The following is a 22,575-nucleotide window of genomic DNA, read 5'->3' as shown; positions in this document are numbered from 1 at the left end:
CATATGTCATAGCTTCAGATAAAGAAAAAATATCTTAAATATGAAAATTATAAAAAATATTACAAATATTTCAGTTGTAAGATAAGTCAAACAGAAGAGGTCTATCTTGTAATACTATTAAAGTCCTGGCTATATAGTAATCTTTCTGTCTTTTTTCCGCCATATTATTACAGATTTTTCCTTGACATAAGAACTGATTGTTATTTTAACCATCATGGTTATTATTGATGATAATTAAACGAATTGTATTACTTCCATACCGAATTAATGTTGAAATAGGATTTGCGATGATTTTAAATCAATACTCTTTACAGATCCAGTCTCGGAGTCCGATCTTAAGCTTAAAGCATAATAACCTATATAATGACTTAAATTTTTTATCAATTTAAAACATAAAACTATATCAAAAATCCATATTAGTGATGACGATTACCTGAACTATGGATATACAAAATTTTTTCAATAGAGTTTTTAAAATTTGTCTAGCATTTTTAGAATGTATTTAGAGTGACCTAATAAATGGTATAGTTTGGCCATGGTTTTGCTTTCTTATAAGAAAAATCGATTATGTTTTTTCTGTTCTTTAAATAATAAAAGTATTTTATTATTAGCTTTCGCCACTATAATCCTATAAGTCTTATTTTATAAATTATAATTATAATTATAATTTATAATGATAGTTTTCAACTAACACTAATGTTTTTCAGAGTAAATGAACAAGTATGTCTCATATATACAGTTATATTAAGAATATATAAATAAATACTTCACAATATTATACTTAATTGTATTCACAAGTAATGGATAAATAATCCATTTTATTATTATGTAAAATACTAAACACCAATGATTATAAATCACAATCATTGATTATGATTTATGTGACAACATGCAATTTCAATTATTTTATGCTTTATCGTATATTCACATCTGGATATAATAATTAAGTTTGCATTTTTAATTTTCTTATAAAAATTATTCTAAAATAGGGATAATCAACGACGATCTGATTCTAATCCAGATACGTCAGTATCAGTTTATTTATTAAAACCTATATATTTTCGAAAAAAGTTTATTATAAATAAAATTCTGTAAATGATAATCATGAAATTATTTTTATTTTCCATATATTAATTATGCATCTTCTTGTTATATTGGGGTATGATAACTAAAAGGTATATGTAGCATACAATATATCAAACACTTTTAAGTAACATGATCAGTTTAATAATAAAATAATTAGTAAAAATGAAAATTTAAATACTATAGAAAAGCAAAAATAATCCTTGATGTAAATAAAGACAAAAGACTCTATATTATATATATAGGAACACGGCATTCAACACAAAATAAAAATTTTATTAGTCACTTCTTTATTCTTTTATATAAACTAAATTTTTAATATGTAACGTATAAGATAGTTATCAAAGCCCTAAGTTCTGTTTTAAATAAAGAGCTAAACAAAATTCAGTCTAAAGCTTCCCGTAAAATATCTATATGATTTCGCTAAAGTTAAATAACAATATTTTTATCTAACTTATTTTATGTAATCGGTAGATAATATTATGCATCATGCATCTAGTGATCAATTTTAGTATGCGCTAGAAAATCATTAATAAAATTATCCATATACACAGTAGATTCATGACCTATAGTCATCCCATATCGCTCAAATTTTGTTAACGCTATATACATTATATTCAGAATACTCACTAATAAGGAATTTTTATCTATAGACATTCCTGTTTCTTGTAAATCTATCCAACTATTTGCAATTAAAATGCTATTTGCTAGTTTTTTCATTGACAAATTAATACCAGCACCTATTACTACATCTAATACATTTTCAGTTTTAGTTTTAGTTTCTACTAAAATCCCAGCTAATTTACGATCATACAAATAAATATCATTAGGCCATTTTACCTTAATATCTAAAACACCTTTTTGCTTAAGAATCTTTGCGATAACAATGCTAATCAATCGACTTAAACCTATTGTAGGTACCATTAAACTCTGATCTAAACGCCAGTACATTGAAAAATATAAATTAGATCCAAAAGGTGAAAACCATTGCGCTCCGTGTTTTCCTCGACCATTCTTTTGATATTCAGCTGCACAAGTATCACCTGATTTTAAATCAGATACAGTATCCAATAAATATTGATTAGTTGAGTTAATAACCGGTATGACTGATAAACGAGCACCCAGTAACTCTTTATTAATTTTTTGTTCATTTAAAAGTTGCATTGAGCATGCAAATCTATAATACTCATTATCTAATATACAAATATTAATATTCCATTCTCTTAACATTGATATAAGATAAGGAACCTCCGAGCAGCTTATACCCATATAATAGGCAAGCTGGATTTTTGAGTACACTTTACCATCTGATAAAATTTTAATTAGCTTGATTCGTAAAGTGCAATCTTTCATGCAATCACCTCTACAGAATCTATTTTTCCTTGAGCAGAGATGAAACAAACCTCTGGCTCTAACCAAATATTAAATTTTTCCCCTACACGTCGGCGAATAATACGAGCTAAATTTACGATATCTTGACTACTGGCAGCGCCAGTATTAATGAGAACTAGCGCTTGTTGATCATGAACAGCTGCACCACCAATGCGATACCCTTTGAGTTCACATTGATCAATTAATCCAGCGGCTGATAAAACTACATCGCCATTACTTCTTAAGTGGTATGGTATTTTTGGATATAGTGTTAATAAATCAAATGCAGTCGGCGATGTCACTAGAGGATTTTTAAAAAAACTACCAGCATTACCAAGGTATTTTGGATTAGGTATCTTACTGCGGCGTATTTTACAAACAGCATGAAAAACCTGCATCGGTGTAACTGTTTTCGGGTTAAGCATTTTTAATGCACCATAACTTAATACAGGCTGCCACTGTTTTATTAATTTAAAACCAACAGCAGTAATAGCATAATGATTTTTGTAGCGATGCTTAAAAACACTGTCACGATATCCAAAACAGCACTCAGTAGCTTTAAGTCGTTGATGTGATCCGTCATTTAAAAAAATAATATCTACATACTCACAAACTTGTTTTAATTCAACACCATAGGCGCCGATATTTTGAATTGGAGCCGAACCTACACAACCGGGAATCAGTGCTAAATTTTCTAACCCAGCTAAACCTTTATATAATGTTGTTTTAACTAACTGGTGCCAGTTTTCTCCAGCCCCTACATGCAGCAACCATGTATGAGTTGTTTCTGTAAAACGGATACCTTTTATACGGTTAATGAAAACTTTTCCCTGAAAATCTTGTAAAAAAAGCACATTACTCCCTTCACCTAAAAGCAATACAGGTTCATTTTGTCTAATGTTATTGTCCCGACTATTACAAAAGAAAGAACTTACGTTATGCACAATAGTCACGTGATTAGCATAAACATCAATACCAAATGTATTCCAGGGTTTTAGTGAAGCTCTTTGAAAAAACATGCCAAACCTTTCTGTAATTAAACTAATAGAGAAAATGCGCTTTTAAAAAAAGTGATAACGCTATTCTTTTCAAGATAATTAACTTGTAACAATATATTAGTAATATTACTGTATTAGCAATATACTGTATATAATATCACTAATAATATAAGGATTAATTAATTACATTTTTTGTTATACATCACAGTGCCTACATTAAAGATATCAATATTTGTTATACACATACAAACAAACATAAATATATAAAATTTTCAAATATTTTGTATAGAAAAAATATTATTACTATGTAACACGCTAGTTCTCATCGATCATCTTAAGAAAAGCTTCTGATATAGGAAAAATCCTATCTTATAATTTTTCCATCCTACAATTACTAGAAGCAAAATATTAACAAAAGATAATTATAATATATCAGAAGTAAATACACGGATGTTTCTAAAAATATCTACGTTTGTGTCAGATTATTTTACAAAAACAAACAATAATATTAAACAATCTAATTAAATACATTAAGAAACCTATTTCAAGACAACATAGATATTATTTAGTAATTACTCTTTTAGATAATCTTTTAGATAAAATAGATTTTTCTTTTTGATTTAAAATGCTTATCTATTATATGTATAATACTTCAGTATTCGCGAATAAAAAGACATATTATAAATAATAATACATCCTAAATTTATTTATTTGACAATAATTTGCTTATACTATTAATGGTAGATTGTAATATCACTAAATCTGTTATATTCTTAATATTTTATATGTTTTATATGTTCCTGGTTTAATAATTCTCTTTATTAACTTACTTGAATCTGTGTAACATGAAAAATCAATTTAAGTGCTAAGTAACATTCAATGTAATTTGGAGTAAGAATGTATTCTCGTAAAGAAATGGCCAATGCTATTCGTATATTAAGTATAGATGCAATACAAAAAGCTAGATCTGGTCATCCAGGCGCACCGATGGGTATGGCTGACATTGCAGAAGTTTTATGGCGTGATTTTTTAAATCATAACCCCATGAACCCATCTTGGGTTAATCGTGATCGCTTTATTCTTTCTAACGGACACGCTTCTATGTTACTTTATAGTCTACTGCATCTTACTGGCTATAACTTACCAATGAGCGAGATAGCTAATTTTCGTCAAGTACATTCAAAAACTCCTGGTCATCCTGAATATGGGCACACCATAGGTGTGGAAACCACTACTGGGCCCCTTGGTCAAGGAATAGCTAACGCTGTAGGTATGGCAATTGCAGAACATACACTAAGAGCTCAATTTAATCGTCCTGGTTATAACATAGTAGACCATTATACCTATGTCTTTATGGGTGATGGTTGCATGATGGAAGGTATTTCTCATGAATCTTGTTCATTAGCAGGTACTTTAAAATTAGGAAAATTAATAGTAATTTATGATCAAAATAATATTTCTATTGATGGAAAAATCACAGGTTGGTTTACTGATGATACAGCGCAACGCTTTAAATCTTATGATTGGCATGTACTGCCTAATATAGATGGTCACGATCCCAATATAATTCATCAAGCACTTAAAGAAGCTAAAGAAATTGATAATCAACCGTCCCTTTTAATGTGCAAAACTATTATTGGGTTTGGCTCTCCAAATAAAAGTAACACGCACTATGTTCACGGATCACCGATCGGAGAGAAAGAAATTGCGCTGACTCGTAAACAATTAAATTGGAAATATGAACCATTTAAAATACCACAATATATGTATGAATCCTGGGATGCAAAAGAGTCTGGTCAAAAAAAAGAGGATTTATGGAATGAAAAATTTTTAGCTTATTCAGATGCTTTTCCTGAATTAGCGAAAGAATTTCAAAGACGAGTAAATAAGAAGTTACCATTAAATTGGAATTGTAAATCACAAGAATTTATTAAAAACTTACAAAATAACCCAAGCAATATTTCTGGTCGCACAGCTTCTCAAAAAACTATTGAAGCTTTTGGAACATTATTACCAGAATATCTCGGCGGCTCTGCTGATCTCACACCTAGTAACCTCACAATGTGGTCTGGATCAAAATCTATTAATAAATATATAACAGGTAATTACATACATTTTGGAGTGCGTGAATTTGGAATGACTGCTATTGCTAACGGAATCTCTTTACATGGTGGATTTTTACCATATACTGCTACATTTCTTATGTTTGTTGAATACGCTCGAAACGCTGTACGCATGGCGGCATTGATGAAAATCCAACATATTATGATTTATACCCATGACTCCATTGGAGTAGGTGAAGATGGTCCAACGCACCAACCCATTGAACAATTAGCAAGCTTACGTTTCACACCGAATCTGAGCACCTGGCGCCCTTGTGATCAAGTAGAATGTGCAATTGCATGGAAATATGCAGTAGAGCGTAATAACGGACCGACAGCATTAATTTTATCACGCCAAAATTTACCACAGCAAACGCGAACAACTGCACAGTTATCTAATGTTTTTCGCGGTGGTTATATACTAAAAGATTGCCTTGGTTCTCCGCAAATAATTTTTATAGCTACTGGATCTGAGGTGGAGTTAGCGGTAATTGCACATAAACAGTTAACAGAGGAAGGATATAAAGTACGTGTCGTATCCATGCCATCTACTGACACCTTTGATATGCAAGAATCTGATTATCGTGAATTGGTATTACCAAAACATATTACGGCACGTATAGCAATTGAAGCAGGTATTGAAGGCTTTTGGTCAAAATACACTGGACTTGATGGTATCATTATTGCTATGACTACATTTGGTATATCAGGACCAGCCGTAGAATTATTTTCATTATTTGGTTTTAATATTCAAAATATAATCACGAAAACTAAAAAATTATTGTCACTCTCTTAAGCATAAAATCAATCAGAATATTCTTAATCTCAATACATCTCTAAATATAAATTTTTCTTGATTTTTTCTCTATTTTCTTTTCAAGAATGTACAGTAACGCCAATATTTTAAATATGCTAAAACTTAAATGCTATAATAAACTACTATGTAAAATTTTATAACTCACTCCTAACGAAGTGACAGATTCTACGGATGTTACTTAATATTATCTTATTCCATAGTACAAATTTAATAAATGTTAATAGTGCTGTTTTATATTATTTTTAAAATAAAACTATTTCTGTTATAATCAAAAAATACCTGATAGATATCTCTGTATATTGCATCTTATCCATAGTAAGGCTAACACTAAAAGTATGAATAATATTCTTAGTTTTTTTAAAAAAATACTCTTATAACTTTAAGATGATCTAAATCTTCTCTATAAGAGTAGATATACTTAAAAGAGATTAATATCTTTATAGATTTATTAAAAATTTTCAACTTCTATATCGGTATATATCATTAGTTTAATTCTGCCAGAAATAGGAAAATCCAGCGCCCTTCTTAAGAAATAATCAATAATATGGATTATTTTTACAAATATTTGTTTTTCTTGAGCTACAGCAATGCATCGACAAATATAATCCATCTCTTAGTTCTATCTACTTACTAGATGTATTATACATAACTTATTATAATCAATTATTTATAGAGTATAAATTAGTAGTTATCTTGATCGTAAATTAGAGCAATTATGTTACACATTGATATTTTATCATGTAATAGTTAAGACTGAAATTGTATTGATGTAATATTTTATTGACTAAAATCATAAAAAATAGTTTCAATGCTATTGATAAAAAATTATTTTAAAAAATTTATAATATTTACTCAAAAATAACATAGTCAGATGACCTATTGTTAACCAAAATATGGATTCGCGTAAAAATAGTAAAAATAAAAAAATCAGTATCTAAGTATCTATTAAAAATAATCAAGTCTCTTTATATCTAATTTTCATCACTGCTTTACACAATGATTAGTCATATTTCTTATATATAATGGTGCATAATAATTATAATGATTTTTTTTTGACCAAATATAGTTATGTATAATTATGTAATTAACATTGTAAGGAGGTTTTTATGTCCATTATTACTATGAATGAGCTAAATCTGATAGGCAAGCGCGTTTTAATACGTGCCGACTTGAATGTACCAATCCAGTCAGGCATTGTAACATCTGCTGCGCGCATTCGCGCAGTACTGCCAACAATTCAACTAGCATTAAAAAAAGGCGCTAGCGTTATAATTGCCTCTCATCTTGGTCGCCCTACTGAAGGAAAATATGATAAACATTTCTCTCTACTACCAGTAGTAAACTATCTGAAGTCAGAATTCGGAAAAGATCAGGTCACATTGAACGCAGACTATTTGAATGGTATCCACTCAGAGAAAAAAACTATTATTGTTTTAGAAAATGTTCGATTTAATAAAGGAGAAAAAAATAATGATCCGCATCTGTCACGTAAATATGCCGCGCTATGCGATATATTTGTAATGGATGCTTTTGGTACAGCGCACCGAACAGAAGCATCAACATGCGGGGTTAGTCAGTTTGCATTAACATCTTGCGCGGGACCACTATTATTAGCAGAACTAGAAGCGTTAGAAAAAGTCCTCACAAATCCTGCACGTCCAATGGTAGCTGTAATTGGCGGATCTAAAATATCTACGAAGTTTGATATATTACGCGTACTAGCTAAAATTTCAGACACTGTCATTGTTGGCGGGGGTATCGCTAATACTTTTATTGCTATAGATAATCAGGTAGGGAAATCACTCTATGAACCAGACTATTTACCGATTGCTAGAACACTGCGTAATAATTTTTCTATATCAATACCTATAGACGTTCGTGTTAAAACAGGATCCTCTAAAACTTCTATATCTGTCATAAAAAAAATCTCTGAAGTGAAAAAAAATGAAGAAATTTTAGATCTTGGGAATCAAACCGAACTGTTAATGGTTAAATTATTAAAAAGTGCAAAAACTATTCTCTGGAATGGTCCTGTTGGTTTATTTGAGCATCCTGATTTTCGTCACGGAACAGAAATAATTGCACATACTATTGCAGATAGTAATGCATTTTCTATTGCAGGTGGAGGTGATACACTAGCAGCGATCGATTTATTTAAAATTCAAGATAAAATTTCATACATATCAACTGGTGGTGGTGCATTTTTACAAGTTGTGGCCGGTAAAGAACTACCCGCAGTTTCTATTTTAAAAGAACGTGCAAATAATCTCTCTCATAGGTAGTACATATACTTGAACATTTATTTTAATTTTTATTATGGTAATAATATATTATTAACGCCTAGAAAAGATATGCATTAGGAGAAATCAATATGTATAAAATTTTGGATTTTGTAAAACCAGGTGTTCTCAATAGTCACGACGTACAAACAGTTTTTCAAATAGCAAAAAAAAATAACTTTGCATTGCCTGCTGTTAACTGTATAGATACATGCTCTATCAATGCAGTTTTAGAAACAGCTGCAAAAGTAAACGCTCCCGTAATTATTCAGTTTTCTTATAATGGCGCGAAATTTATTTCCGGAACAGGATTATTATCGAAAAACGCGCACAGTTCAGCTATTTTAGGTGCCATTGCAGGTGCAAATCATGTACACTTAATGGCTCAACACTACGGTATACCGGTGATTTTACATACTGACCATTGTGCTAAAAAATTATTACCATGGGTAGATGGGCTTTTAGACGCGGGTGAGAACCATTTCAATCGCACTGGCAAACCCTTGTTTTCTTCTCATATGATTGATTTATCTGAAGAATCTTTAGAAAAAAATATTGATATTTCTAGTAAATATTTAAAACGTATGTCAAAAATTTCTATGACCTTAGAAATTGAGCTAGGATGTACTGGCGGTGAAGAAGATGGAGTTGATCATACTGATATAGATAACTCTACATTGTACACCCATCCAGAAGATGTTGAGTATGCCTATAATGCGCTCAGCAAAATCAGCACACATTTTACCATAGCGGCTTCATTTGGTAATACCCATGGTGTTTATAAACCTGGTAATGTAAAATTAAAACCAATAATTCTTCGCGATTCCCAAGAATTCATTCAGAAAAAATACAATTTACAACATAATCCACTAAATTTTGTATTTCATGGTGGTTCTGGATCGTCTGTTATTGATATTCAAGAATCTATCCGGTTTGGGGTAGTAAAAATAAATATCGACACAGATGCGCAGTGGGCGTCTTGGCAAGGTGTTCTTCAGTATTATACTAATAATAAAGATTACTTAAACAAACAACTTGGAAATCCTGAAGGAAATGATCAACCGAATAAAAAATTTTATGATCCACGAAAATGGTTACGTGCTTCACAAACTTCTGTAATTAGTAGACTAGAGCAAACATTTAAAGATGTAAATTCTATCAACGTACTATAAATAACTTAATTATTAATCAAAACAGTACGTATATATTTCTATATTATGAAATAAATATAGTTCTTGATTTAAAATATTTTACAAAATGAACACGTATAAAATATATACGTATAACAATTAACTATATCTAGAGTATTAGATGAATTCATGTTCAAAAAATCTCTCAATATAATTTAGTATTTGTAATACAATAACTCTATGTTTATAAAACATACAGTTTTTATGGCTTTTTCTATGAAAGCCTTTCAAGCATTCGTTATTGATGCAACACTGCTATGAACAGCATATTACATATCGATCACATACTGCATCTATAAAACTACATACATATTTTAGATAAAAGCTAAGTGCGTAACACATACTGTTACTAAAACACATATAGACAAAAACAATGCCACTTAAATAAAAAAATTAGATTTTATTATATTCTTAATATTTAAAATACAGAATCATTTGAATCTGATATTCTAGAATTTTGATTCGAAACATCCAATTAAAATACACTTAATAATCATAAAAATAAATCATTATTTCTATAATCTTGATAAAACTATAAACATATCAAATAAAAACAATTTACATAATATCGATGTTCATCTTAAAAAGATGGGCATATAAAACCTCTTCATCTGATATATTTCACGATAAGGTAACAACAAAAATAATAAAAATTTTTATCCTTAAATCTCTAACAACAATTAGAGATCATCTAATCTGATATTACTGATATTAACAATACAAAGCTAAATATTAGGAAACCGTATATATTAAAATTATTTTACTAACTATATTTAAAATAAAATTTAACTAGTTTGGCGTATAACATACTATATTATTAGATAACATTACATGTTATCAATTTACGCCTTTAGTAAACTACAATCAATCTAGGTTAATAATTATAAGCTTTTATTATAAAATAGTTAAACCTTTATTAACATAATCGTATTTGGTATATATGCACTAAGAATACCTTGCAAAACAAAATCTATCTATAAAATCGTATCTAAATACTAAGCACTAATTCTATTATATGTGTATGATGTATTATCAAACTCAAATTAAGCGTAATGTCGATTATAAATATAATCTAAAAAAATGCTAAAAACTTTATCTAGGATTCATTTCATATTTTATAAATAACTTTCATATATCTTGTATTATACGACCAGTGATATACTGATATAACTTAGAAAATTACCTAGAAAAATATTAAAATTAGCAATATTATACAAATTTGTTTCATATATTAATGAAAAAATATAAGTATAAGTTATATTTCCATCAAGCATATTTTAAAATGTAAATTTATAAGCAAAATACTCAATCATGTGATATAGACCTTAAATGAATTACTTGATATTCAAAATATATTTTTTATTATAATATATTTTTGGAAATCATTTTCTTACATAATAAAAATTATTTTAAATCTTTTTAAATCTTACATAGGATACTTTTTAGATAAAAATATACTTATTATACCAACGCTTACGTAACAGATCCATTCATATACGAAGGGTATCCATTTTCCTGTCTAAAAAATTTTTAATGATTGGGTAAGTAAGTTCACTCGAACCGTGTCTTTTAAAATTTCTTATTAAATACCAACAAAACCTACTACATAAGACTCTATGACAAGATGATAAGGTTTTATCTAATCGAGGCTTAAAAACACGCAAAAAACATACTTAAAATAGGATCACTGCCATAAAAAATAATATGCGCTTATATTGCAAAAACTAATGGCTTACAATTGAACTCCGTTTAACTCATTAATAAAAGCTGTTTTATATTATCCACTGATATTATATAATATAGATTACTAATCAATACCACCCCATATAAAACACTAATCTCAGAAATATAAATGACATATACATTTTTTCTTCTTGACATAAAAGGAGATATTTTTTGACGAACCATTTCTCTTCTAATACACACAGATATTATTTTATCTAAAATTATATGTAACAGCATGCAATCTATTTAGCTACTAACACAGCTATTCTGTTTATTTGTTAGACCGTGAAACTTAATCAAGCTGATAAAAAACGAAATTAATTACTATATTTTAGTACTTTATCACCATTAGCACTCAAGATTTATCAATAAAACTCCACATCAGAATCGACGGACGGATTAATGATTAGTAACTAATCAAAATCTATTCTAGAATGGCGATTAAAAAAGCGGCGAAGTAAGTCTGGAAAAATAAATATTTAGTACGATCATTTTAACAAACATAAAATCATTTCCAATACTATGTATTTTTAAAAATAAATTTTCAATATATTCAAAATCTTTATGACTTAATCAGTAAGCACTGAATCTTTCTTGTTAGAGAAATTAAAATCACACTATCACTGATAGTGATACATAAATTCAATAATTTATCCAACTATAAAAATAGTTTTGTATAAATTTATTAGAAACATCAGGCGAACCTTTGAGACCGCACCCAATAAAACCAGTAACTATAATAAAAAAAAATAGTATTTTAATTATTTTTATTGCCATAATCTAATTGATTTTTCCCCTGTCTAATATTTAGATTATTTGCATACTCTTAAGTTACATTTAGAACTTAATAAAATTGATAATAAAATCCTGTAACAAAAAAGACTAAATGCATGTTTTACAATAAAAAATACAATATAAAATTTTTAGAAAAAATACTATGTATAATTTTGTAAAAATTTTCTACAAAAAACTAATATAAATACATATTGTACGTATTTTATTTTCAAGAATACAGAAAATAATTGCTAATATTTAAACGTATGAATATAATTCTAATGAAATTAATGTTTTAATCCTGAGAAATAATAAAAATTTTAATATGTTCAAGTAACTTACATTATAATTATAATATATACCTAAAACATCAAGCTGAATTTTACCATAGTAGTTATAATAGACGCATTAATAGCGCTACAGAAAGAAAGATCGTCTAATTACCACATATTATGCATTATAAAATATAACATAAAAGCTTTCTCTAAAGATTTAAAAGATTCCCATTATTCTTAATATATATATCTAGAAGTAATCATTATAACATAAGAAATTATAAAGATTAAGTTCAATATAAATTTACCTCTAATAAACAACTAATATTACTTTTAGCATAAAGGTTTTAATTATATTAATATACAGGATACATAACATTCTAGTTAAGTTAAACATCAAAGAAATTTAGAAAGCACCTTTTGTTCTATTAATTTCTTATGCATTATAGATGAGCTTGCGCTAATTAAATAACTCAAATTACAGTATCAACATTTAATTCGTTTTCAATCTTTTAGTTCAACGTAAAGTGTACTGCAAATATATATTTCATATACTCACATTATTATCTATATCTAAATATAAAACCTAACTATTATTAACCGTACAGAATAAAAATTCGCATTAAAATAACTTATAGAAGTGATTGATAATATCATTGAAGAATATATAGTTAATAATAATTATAAAATAATTAAAGATCATAAAATAACAACTTTTTATTTTATAATTAATCGTTTCAGAGTAGTGGATTATATCCTATATATAATAGAGGATTACATCCTAAACTATCGAATATTAATTGTGGCAATATATTCTACAAGAATCTTAAAATATAATTTTTATATAAAATAAATAGATTAGATAACTTTGAGTTACTATTCTTAGTATTAATTAAGAAAAATTATAAAAATTAAAAAATCTAAAACAAAATAACAAATTATCTCTTCTTAATATAGAACATAGAAAAGTACCTATTTAATGAAATTCTTAATCAATGTTTCATTTCTATATAGAATAAAGATAAAAAATATTGAAAGAAAATCAAACTTATTCAGTATAGTAATACTTACTACTATTTTACCTTATTCTAAAAATATATTAATTATATTATTTTTTAAGTAAAATACTACATGAGCATAAGAGGATAGATTAATAATCTCATGCCAGATAAAATAACCAATAAAATACCTAATAGATACACATCTAACTATCATCCCATTTCACGATACAATAGAAATATAATATGTAAATGATAATATATACCTACATTATAATTTATAATGATTGTGATTTTCATTAACACCAGATTAGATAGAGTAGATTCTTTGCTATTTTTATAAAAATTCTATATGTTATAAATAAAAATCAAACTTAAACTCATTTGATTGGTTTTAAAAATAACGAGCCAATCTCTATTAACTCAGATTATTTCACCTCTCTTTTACTTTAGATTTTAATGTGGCTGTAATAGTTGATTGAACTTTTCATATTAATATAAAGTTATTGAAGAATATATACGCTATTTATGAAATAAATTTTGTTTGCTAAATATCGGCACTTTCAAATTTATTGAATACACATATTCTACTCTCTTATCGACTAGTAGTCCTGTTAAAAATTGGTGATGTCATAAGTATTTGATTTTAATGGTATCAAACATGTCAGATAAAATTTTTAAAATTATTACAAGACAGAGTCCGTTAGCCTTATGGCAAGCGCAACATGTTCAAGAGAATTTACTTTTACATCATCCAGGTCTTTGCGTAGAACAGGTTCCGGTTATGACACGCGGGGATCTCATGCTTGAAACCGCGCTCACCAGGATGGGTGGTAAAGCAATATTTGTAAAAGAATTAGAACGCGCTATATTATTAGGCCATGCTGATATAGCTGTGCACTCAATTAAAGATATCCCGATGACTTTTCCGAAAGGATTAGGCTTAGTCAGCATCTGTGAGCGTGAAGCAGCGCATGATGCATTTGTATCAAATAAATATTCATCTATAAATTTACTGCCACCCAATGCAATTATTGGCACATCAAGCTTGAGGCGTCAGTGTCAACTACATTCGCGGCGTCCAGATCTATTAATACAAATAGCGCGAGGAAATGTAGGAACCCGTCTAAGTAAACTAGATGCTGGCCAATATGATGCTATTATTTTAGCTGTAGCTGGATTAAAAAGACTAAACCTAACTCACCGTATTCGACAAGCCATACCGATAGAAGAGTCTCTACCTGCCGTTGGTCAGGGGGCAATAGGAATCGAGTGCCGACTAGATGATTTGAGCACAATAAATTTACTTACCGCTTTAAATCATCCTGATACAGAAGATCGTGTAAAAGCAGAGAGAGCCATGAATGCTCGGCTAGCAGGCGGTTGTCATGTACCTATAGGTAGCTATGCTGTATTAGAAGGTGATACACTCTGGTTACGCGGGCTGGTAAGTTCATTGGATGGGACACAGATAATACGCGGAGAATATCGAGGATCTCGAGTAGATGCTGAAAAAATTGGTACATTATTAGCAGAGAATTTATTAAATAGTGGAGCTCGCGAAATCCTTGATTCTATAACTCGTGGAACCTTATTAGCATGAATATCTTAGTTACTCGCCCAACACCATCAGCAAATGAGCTGGTTGGATATCTTCGAAGGCTAGGAAGAGAAGCTTGGGCTTTCCCACTTATAGAATTTTTTCCTGGATCTCAGCTCAGAACACTTCCTATGCGACTTCAAGCACTGGGCAAAGGAGATCTAGTCTTGATTCTTTCGCGAAATGCTATTCATTATGCTGAACTTATTTTAACAAGTAAAGATATATCATGGCCTAAAATATTAAACTATTATGCCATTGGACGTAGTACAGCCATAGCATTTCATGCTGCCACTGGATATAAAATTTTCTGCCCAAATCAACAAGAAACTAGCGAAACACTTATCCAGGCTTTATCTGCACAAGCTATAAAAGGTAAAAATATTTTGATTTTACGTGGTAATGGCGGAAGAAATTTACTTCAAAATACTTTGCTAGGCTATGGCGCACAAGTGGAACTAATTGAATGCTACCGACGTTGTGAGAAATTCTATCATGGTGAAAAAGAAGGAAAACGCTGGCGTCAAAAGGGAATAGATACACTAATAGTAACTAGTGGTGAAATGTTAATGCAATTACACTGTTTATTTACAGATACAGATAGAAAAGAATGGTTACTAAAATGTCGACTGATAGTTGTCAGTGAACGCTTAAAGATCTTAGCTAAGATACTCGGATGGAAAGACATTTATGTTTCTCATGGCTCAGATAATAATACATTATTAAACTTTATTTTGACTTATACTTATTGAAGGTCTCTTAAAAGTTTTAAAAATCTATAAATATTTTTATAAAAATATTTATAGATTTTTATTATTCGCACTGAATAGTACATTTACTTATCACTAACATCAGAATACATTTTATTTAATTTAGAAGGCTAACTGTAACTAATCTAAACATTTATTACAAATACCACAATGTAATTATAATATCAATTTTAAAAAAAAGGAATTATGTATCAATTATATCAATAATTCAATATTTGAACCATTTAAGATCACTATTATCAATACATTATTTTAAATTTTTACTTATCTAAACCATTAAATTTATTTTACTTAATACCTATTATATCTAATATACATGAAAATACTTTATATTTCTATTTATATTCACATACACATACTATCCTTATATGCTCTAACAATAACTCACGAAAAGTAATTTCTATTAAAAATAGAGAATTACTGAGTATAAATTACTAAGAAAAAACTTAGAAGTACCAAATACATGTTTAAAAATCAATAACTTATATTAAATTATCCCTTAGTATAGCTAAAAAAATTTTATATGAATATCGATTCTTACCCTTATATAACCATAAGGTATAATATTAAATAAAATTATATATGTTTTTAGTAGTGCTCTTTTGATTAATGCGATCCTTATTTATTTTAATCGTTATATTAATCTATACATAAAATATCTGTATATAGTCTAGTGTTCTATTATAGAATAGTGTTATTTATTAACACTTTTACCATAAATATCAAAATATATAATCAATAAAAATATATATTTTTGTTGAGAAAAGTGAATCCTAGTAATGCTATTAATATTAGTAAAAATGAATATCATAATGAAGCATGTCATCAGTAATAGTGTTACACACTATTACTGATGACATGCTTCAATCTAAATAAATAAATTATTATTAATATATCATCTTTTTATATAGATTGCTTAAAACAAGCTGCATAATATTAAGCTATGATAAGACCTTATCAAATAAGTTTTCGAACACCTCGTCTCACAAATCATTTTGTTTGTCTTAGACACTTGCCTAATTGTTTAGGTATTAATTAACCTAAATAAATGCATCTATGTAAAAAAATAAAATTAAATCTTTCTTAAAATGTTCTATAAATTTTCTAAAAAAAGAGTTGAGAAAATAAAAAACTATAAAAATATAATATTTTAGAATAAATATAACAATCGTTAACTTAACCAAATTATCTCATTTGCTATAAACAATTGTAAAATTTTTAGATGATTGACCCGTGCAAAAAATCTAATAGTTTTCGTATAATTTTTAGATAACACCTTATCCAAATGCTTTCATGTGATATATAAGCCTATTGAAATTAATAGAAAAAATAAAAGTCCAGAATATTTAGTTATGCTTTCATGAAGATCAGGTATTTACCCCATTGTATTTTCGGCTAAAACTACTTAATTTTGAACGTATTCAGTGAAGCACCTAAATAGACTTCGATGAATCAATTTATTTTACTCTAGTATTTAAAACGTACTAACTAGAATTTTTCACTATATACGCTGTATAAAAAATACTTTTATCTTAACTAAGATAAAATTTTTAGTAAAATATAATTTTATTATCTCTTATTTAGAATCATTAATAGTATTACTGTAATTCTATACAGGTCTTAACTATTATGAAGTCAATATCCCTATCCAAGAGCCTCTATGTATAATTTTTTAGAAATACCGCAGCTTTTACTTTTATGCTGACACTATACTTTATGTTAAAAATAACAAAATTATTTGTATATTTTTATATTAAAACTCATTCAAATGATTACTATTACAGTATGTTAATGAAAAAATTAATATACAAAAAAACTATAAATCTAATATTATACTATATTTTATTATTTACATATAGTATTTTAAAAAAGTCTTTATTCATTTCTAATTTCATCTAACCATCACCACTCTGCTATGGTGAATTTGTTCTCGATATTGTATTAAAGATTGGTTATTTATAATAACAAAATACTCCTAGCTAACATGCGAACCATTATTTAGCCAACCCTTAGATCATCAGTATATAATAGCTTCATTTGTTATAATTAAAAAAAATACTTTTCACTGAAAATATTATTTCTACGTACTTCCAATTACATATCATCTGCAGGTAGTATTGAAAATATTTTATATCCAGCATCCCCAATGAATTCAGAACTTTACTAACAGAACTAACGTTACCGTTTCTATTATTGCAATAACTTACACCACCTGCATACATATAAGATTGTAGTATCACAAGAAATTATTAAAAATATTTTGCTTTTTCCACTTTTTATTGGTATGCTAACTAATTTTTATTTATGATAAGTAAAAATGTGAATCCCTCTGATGTCTATGCAGATACATATCACTATTTTAGTTTACTGAATCTAACTAAACTGAAGAGTATCATCTTATAGAATAAGTTTAACTAATCTAAAATTAAACGCAGTAATATTTTTATTAGTATTACATCTCTATGATATCTTATAATGAGTCTTGGAAATAATTTTTATTATTCGATATACCAAGTATATAACATACCCATCCAAAATTTAGGATGGTAATTATAATTCAGAAAAACAAAAATTAAAATAATAAAATTTTGTAAAAATTTACAGAATATACAAATACACCATATTTTATATTCAAAAATTATCTACTCAACATAGATCTGAATAAATTTTTAAATCATCGGTCATCAATAGTATTCTATTTATACAGATTGATAATCGGTATAAAAAGATACATCTATTATTAATCCATAGCTCAATCCAAAACTCTTGATAAAATTAGATGTCGTACCATTATTACATGTTATGATCTTAATACGTAGAGATGTAGAGAAAGTTCTCTCTATCTTATTAACGACAATCTATTAGAAATAGATTAATCTATCCTTATTAGTTGAGATCAATATATTCTTGCGATCTTTGGTGACAATAGCCTTATTTGTCAATTGCCTCTAAATTAATCTAGTTTTATGGCTAATATCATCTTTTTCTATATACACATGACATGCTTGAGATACTTATGAAAGTGTTTTACATACCATATTAAAAATAACATATAACATGACTTTACAAATAATTCTGATTTTATTATATAAGCTATACATCTAGTTATGCACCAAATATTTCTAAATATAGGATAATTTTCTTTATATAAAAATTTGTGTTATTCATTAAAGTATTACAGAGCACCTATTTAATAGGTTAACTTAAAAATATAGATTTTTTGCTTTGCGTATTAAATAAATGCCAAAGCATCTCCAAAAATAAGTGATGAATTAGCTCCTCGTTCTGCGCAAAGGCATATATACGCTTTTTTGACCATATTCACAGGCCCCGCAATATATATAGCATGTCCATATAAAAAACTATAATCCTTCATGACAGCACTTATAACAGTACCCTCTCGACCACAAAAGCCATATGTAGGTCTCTCAAGGACAGGGAAAATCTTTAAATGAGAATACTCGAGCAGTAATTTATTGAGACTGTTTAGCTCATAAAGGTGCTGGATCTCACGTCCGCCCCAGTACACAGAAATACACCTATCCGATTTACGTGCAAGTGCTGTAAATAAAATAGATCGGATATAAGAAAAACCTGTCCCACCTGCAATCAATATCAATGGAAAATCATCTTCCTCCCTCAACCAAGCACGACCATGGGGCATGTCAACAATAATCTTTTTATTATTCTGTATATACTCTATCGCTGATATAATAGAAGAATTCAGCTCAGTACCTCCGATATGCAATTCAATGACATCTTTTTCCATTGGTGTTGAGGCAATAGAGAATGATAAGTGAGCATGATCTTTTATTTTCAGTGTTAAATACTGACCTGCACGAAAAACAACATAAGACTCTGGAGTTAATCGAACGCGATATATAGTATTAGTTATTGCCTCTACTGAGGCAATTTTACAACTTAAAGTTGGCACTAATTCCTCTGTCAAGTAATGATAATATTATGACTATTAATTGTAATAGAGATTAGTATTTTTTAATATATTTAATTCATTCCACAGTGCATCAATGCGAGAAGTTACAACAGGATCTTGTTTAATAGGAGACCCCCATTTACGTTGAGTTTCCCCCGTTAATTTATTAGTAGCATCTATTCCTATTTTTGATCCAAGACCTGATACAGGCGAAGAAAAATCAAGATAATCAATTGGTGTGTTATTTATAATAACTACATCGCGAGCTGGATCCATACGAGTGGTTATTGCCCAAATAACATCATTCCAATCTCGAGGATTAATATCATTATCACATACAATAATACATTTAGTATATATAAATTGGCGCAGGCATGACCAAATGCCCATCATTACAAATTTTGCATGTCCAGGATATTGCTTTTTAATAGTCACTACAGCTAATCTATAAGAACATCCTTCTGATGGCATATAAAAATCAATAATTTCTGGAAACTGTTGCTGAAGCAGCGGTATAAATATTTCATTGAAAGCTATAGCTAAAATAGCAGGCTCATCCGGAGGGCGGCCAGTGTAAGTAGAATGATAAATGGCTTTATAGCGTTGCGTTACATGAGTAACGGTAAATACTGGAAAACTATCCACTTCATTATAGTATCCAGTATGATCTCCATGAGGTCCTTCTAGAGCCACCTCTCCTGGTTGAATATATCCTTCTAATATAATTTCTGATCTGGCTGGAACTTCTAAATCATTTGAAATACACTTTACAACTTCAGTTTTATTACCACGCAGCAAACCAGCAAAAGCATATTCTGATAATTTATCCGGCACTGGAATAACAGCACCTAGCATTGTTGCCGGATCAGCGCCTAATACTACAGAAACTGGAAATCGTTTTTTAGCATGAACATGACACCATGCTTGAAAGTCTAATGCACCGCTACGATGTGGTAACCATCGCATAATTAACTTATTTTTTTCAAGAACCTGTTGGCGATAAATAGCTAGATTTTGCCTTGTTTTATGTGGACCACGTGTTACCGTTAACCCCCAAGTTACTAATGGCGCGACATCATTTGGCCAACATCTCATAACAGGCAGACATCTTAAGTCAACTTCTTCATTTTGCAAAATCTGTTGTTGACAAAGCGCAGTCTGAACGCGTTTAGTTGGCATATTAAGAACTTGCTTCCACTGTGGTATGTTCTTTAAAAAATCACCCAACCCTTGTGGCGGCTCCGGTTCTTTAAGAAAAGCCATAAGCTTTCCGATATCGCGTAAAGAATACTGATCAACCTGCCCCATTCCCAATGCCACGCGACCTAATGTCCCAAATAAATTACACAGCACTGGCATGGTATATCCTTTCGGGTTTTCAAAAAGCAATGCCGGACCATGCATACGTAAGGTGCGGTCAGAAATCTCAGTCATTTCGAGATTAGGATCAATTTCTTGTTGAATACGTTTTAATTCTCCACGTTCTTCCAGTAGAAAAAGAAAACTTCTTAAATCTTTATATTTCATAATTTTCCAATAAAATACTACTTGGTAAACAGTGATAAATTAAAGTATCCACCACAAAATACATAAGGTATTTATAAAATTTATAAAGTTTTCATATTAAAAGTAATTAAAAATCCCATCCCTTAAAAAATTTTATACATCAATATATACTTAAATTTATTAGGTAATTACATGCCTGTAATCCTATACCTATAATAGTACTATAATAGTACATTTTTTAATTTGAAAGAGCTGTAATCTTTTATAAACTACTCTCTAATATCATAGATTGCTTATTAATGATACAATATCATAATACTGGTTTTTTTAAAATAACCCATATTACTGTAACTAACTAAATAATTATAATGAACACATGTAATCGATAAATCATAAAATAAAAAATTAAAAATAGATAATAATTTAAAATTATACTAAACCTTCTTAATATACAAATATATCTTTAAAATTTTAAATAATCGAGAATAGATAACTAATGTAAAAAAATCTAAACAAAATTTTTCTAATTATAAAACTACTATCATCTAAAGAATATCGTTAGAAAACATTGCTCTTTAATAAAATTAAAAACTGTAAAAATATCTATAAAGAACACAAAGATTTAATAAAGTACGCAATGCATATAAACTGATATAATCTTTATTACTAAATTTTAGTTATGGCATGTAGAAAAACTATTGAACAAAAATATACAGTTTACACGATAACTGAGGTACAAAGCACTAAACCAAGCTTAATGAAATATAGATAAATACATATTGTATTATTTATAACCATGAAGGACACCTACCACTCATCTATAATAGGCACATAGGAAATGCATCATACATTAAGAAGATACTCAGAGAGTATATTCAAGCTAATAGTAACTTATATTACTAATACCTTTATGAAGTACGCGGATATAGGCACAATGATACATGAGAGTATTAATACAAAAATTTTATATAACCTAGAGAAATCTATAAAGATTTTCTTTTTTTAATGCTATTACTATTATTTTTTACGTCAAAATGCGAGGAATGCTTGCGCTTTTAAATAAAACCTACGCTACTAAGATATTTAGAATAGATAGCACAAAACCAATTAAATATTTCAATGCATCACAAATAAGAAAATAAATAAGTATTTA

The 22,575-nt window shown here is 28.6% G+C and carries 9 protein-coding genes; 5 read left to right on the top strand and 4 right to left on the bottom strand.

Annotated features, from left to right (window positions below; genetic code table 11):
• Positions 1 to 1,578: 1,578 nt before the first annotated feature.
• Both ERCISPPS3390_RS01570 and murB read right to left on the bottom strand, forming a co-directional pair.
• Complete coding sequence (locus ERCISPPS3390_RS01570) at positions 1,579 to 2,436, bottom strand: biotin--[acetyl-CoA-carboxylase] ligase (RefSeq protein WP_197095105.1); 858 nt, start codon at positions 2,434 to 2,436, stop codon at positions 1,579 to 1,581.
• Complete coding sequence (murB, locus tag ERCISPPS3390_RS01565) at positions 2,433 to 3,473, bottom strand: UDP-N-acetylmuramate dehydrogenase (protein ID WP_197095104.1); 1,041 nt, start codon at positions 3,471 to 3,473, stop codon at positions 2,433 to 2,435. The genes ERCISPPS3390_RS01570 and murB overlap by 4 nt, the downstream gene beginning before the upstream one ends.
• A gap of 876 nt (positions 3,474 to 4,349) precedes the next feature.
• Here murB and tkt point away from each other — a divergent pair.
• The 5 genes from tkt to hemD all read left to right on the top strand — a co-directional run bounded on the left by tkt (position 4,350) and on the right by hemD (position 15,964).
• The gene (gene tkt / locus ERCISPPS3390_RS01560; RefSeq protein WP_197095103.1) at positions 4,350 to 6,350 is read left to right on the top strand and encodes a transketolase; all 2,001 of its coding nucleotides are present in this window, start codon (positions 4,350 to 4,352) and stop codon (positions 6,348 to 6,350) included.
• Positions 6,351 to 7,477: 1,127 nt separating this feature from the next.
• Positions 7,478 to 8,653, top strand: a complete 1,176-nt coding sequence (locus ERCISPPS3390_RS01555) for a phosphoglycerate kinase (protein ID WP_197095102.1) — start codon at positions 7,478 to 7,480, stop codon at positions 8,651 to 8,653.
• Between the two features lie 89 nt (positions 8,654 to 8,742).
• Complete coding sequence (gene fbaA, locus ERCISPPS3390_RS01550; protein WP_197095101.1) at positions 8,743 to 9,822, top strand: class II fructose-bisphosphate aldolase; 1,080 nt, start codon at positions 8,743 to 8,745, stop codon at positions 9,820 to 9,822.
• Between the two features lie 4,451 nt (positions 9,823 to 14,273).
• On the top strand, positions 14,274 to 15,215 hold the full coding sequence (hemC, locus tag ERCISPPS3390_RS01545) for a hydroxymethylbilane synthase (RefSeq protein WP_197095100.1): 942 nt from the start codon (positions 14,274 to 14,276) through the stop codon (positions 15,213 to 15,215).
• The gene (gene hemD, locus ERCISPPS3390_RS01540) at positions 15,212 to 15,964 is read left to right on the top strand and encodes a uroporphyrinogen-III synthase (protein WP_197095099.1); all 753 of its coding nucleotides are present in this window, start codon (positions 15,212 to 15,214) and stop codon (positions 15,962 to 15,964) included. Before hemC ends, hemD begins: the two co-directional genes overlap by 4 nt.
• A gap of 3,250 nt (positions 15,965 to 19,214) precedes the next feature.
• Here the strand turns inward: hemD and fre are convergent.
• Positions 19,215 to 19,916, bottom strand: a complete 702-nt coding sequence (gene fre / locus ERCISPPS3390_RS01535) for an NAD(P)H-flavin reductase (protein WP_197095098.1) — start codon at positions 19,914 to 19,916, stop codon at positions 19,215 to 19,217.
• A 36-nt stretch (positions 19,917 to 19,952) separates the two neighbouring features.
• Positions 19,953 to 21,443: a 4-hydroxy-3-polyprenylbenzoate decarboxylase gene (gene ubiD / locus ERCISPPS3390_RS01530; RefSeq protein WP_197095097.1), complete on the bottom strand. Its 1,491-nt coding sequence runs from the start codon at positions 21,441 to 21,443 to the stop codon at positions 19,953 to 19,955.
• Positions 21,444 to 22,575 lie beyond the last annotated feature (1,132 nt).

Origin of the sequence: Candidatus Erwinia haradaeae (assembly GCF_900698885.1) — a bacterium.
In the GTDB taxonomy this organism is placed as follows: Bacteria; Pseudomonadota; Gammaproteobacteria; order Enterobacterales; family Enterobacteriaceae; genus Erwinia_E; species Erwinia_E haradaeae_H.
Note: the sequence above shows the minus strand (reverse complement) of the source record. Positions and strands in the feature narration are given on the sequence as shown.

What these genes read in the sequence shown, in the direction of transcription:
- ERCISPPS3390_RS01570 (WP_197095105.1), bottom strand. Translation starts at nt 2,436, where the DNA reads ATGAAAGATTGCACTTTACGAATCAAGCTAATTAAAATTTTATCAGAT.
- murB (WP_197095104.1), bottom strand. Translation starts at nt 3,473, where the DNA reads ATGTTTTTTCAAAGAGCTTCACTAAAACCCTGGAATACATTTGGTATT.
- tkt (WP_197095103.1), top strand. Translation starts at nt 4,350, where the DNA reads ATGTATTCTCGTAAAGAAATGGCCAATGCTATTCGTATATTAAGTATA.
- ERCISPPS3390_RS01555 (WP_197095102.1), top strand. Translation starts at nt 7,478, where the DNA reads ATGTCCATTATTACTATGAATGAGCTAAATCTGATAGGCAAGCGCGTT.
- fbaA (WP_197095101.1), top strand. Translation starts at nt 8,743, where the DNA reads ATGTATAAAATTTTGGATTTTGTAAAACCAGGTGTTCTCAATAGTCAC.
- hemC (WP_197095100.1), top strand. Translation starts at nt 14,274, where the DNA reads ATGTCAGATAAAATTTTTAAAATTATTACAAGACAGAGTCCGTTAGCC.
- hemD (WP_197095099.1), top strand. Translation starts at nt 15,212, where the DNA reads ATGAATATCTTAGTTACTCGCCCAACACCATCAGCAAATGAGCTGGTT.
- ubiD (WP_197095097.1), bottom strand. Translation starts at nt 21,443, where the DNA reads ATGAAATATAAAGATTTAAGAAGTTTTCTTTTTCTACTGGAAGAACGT.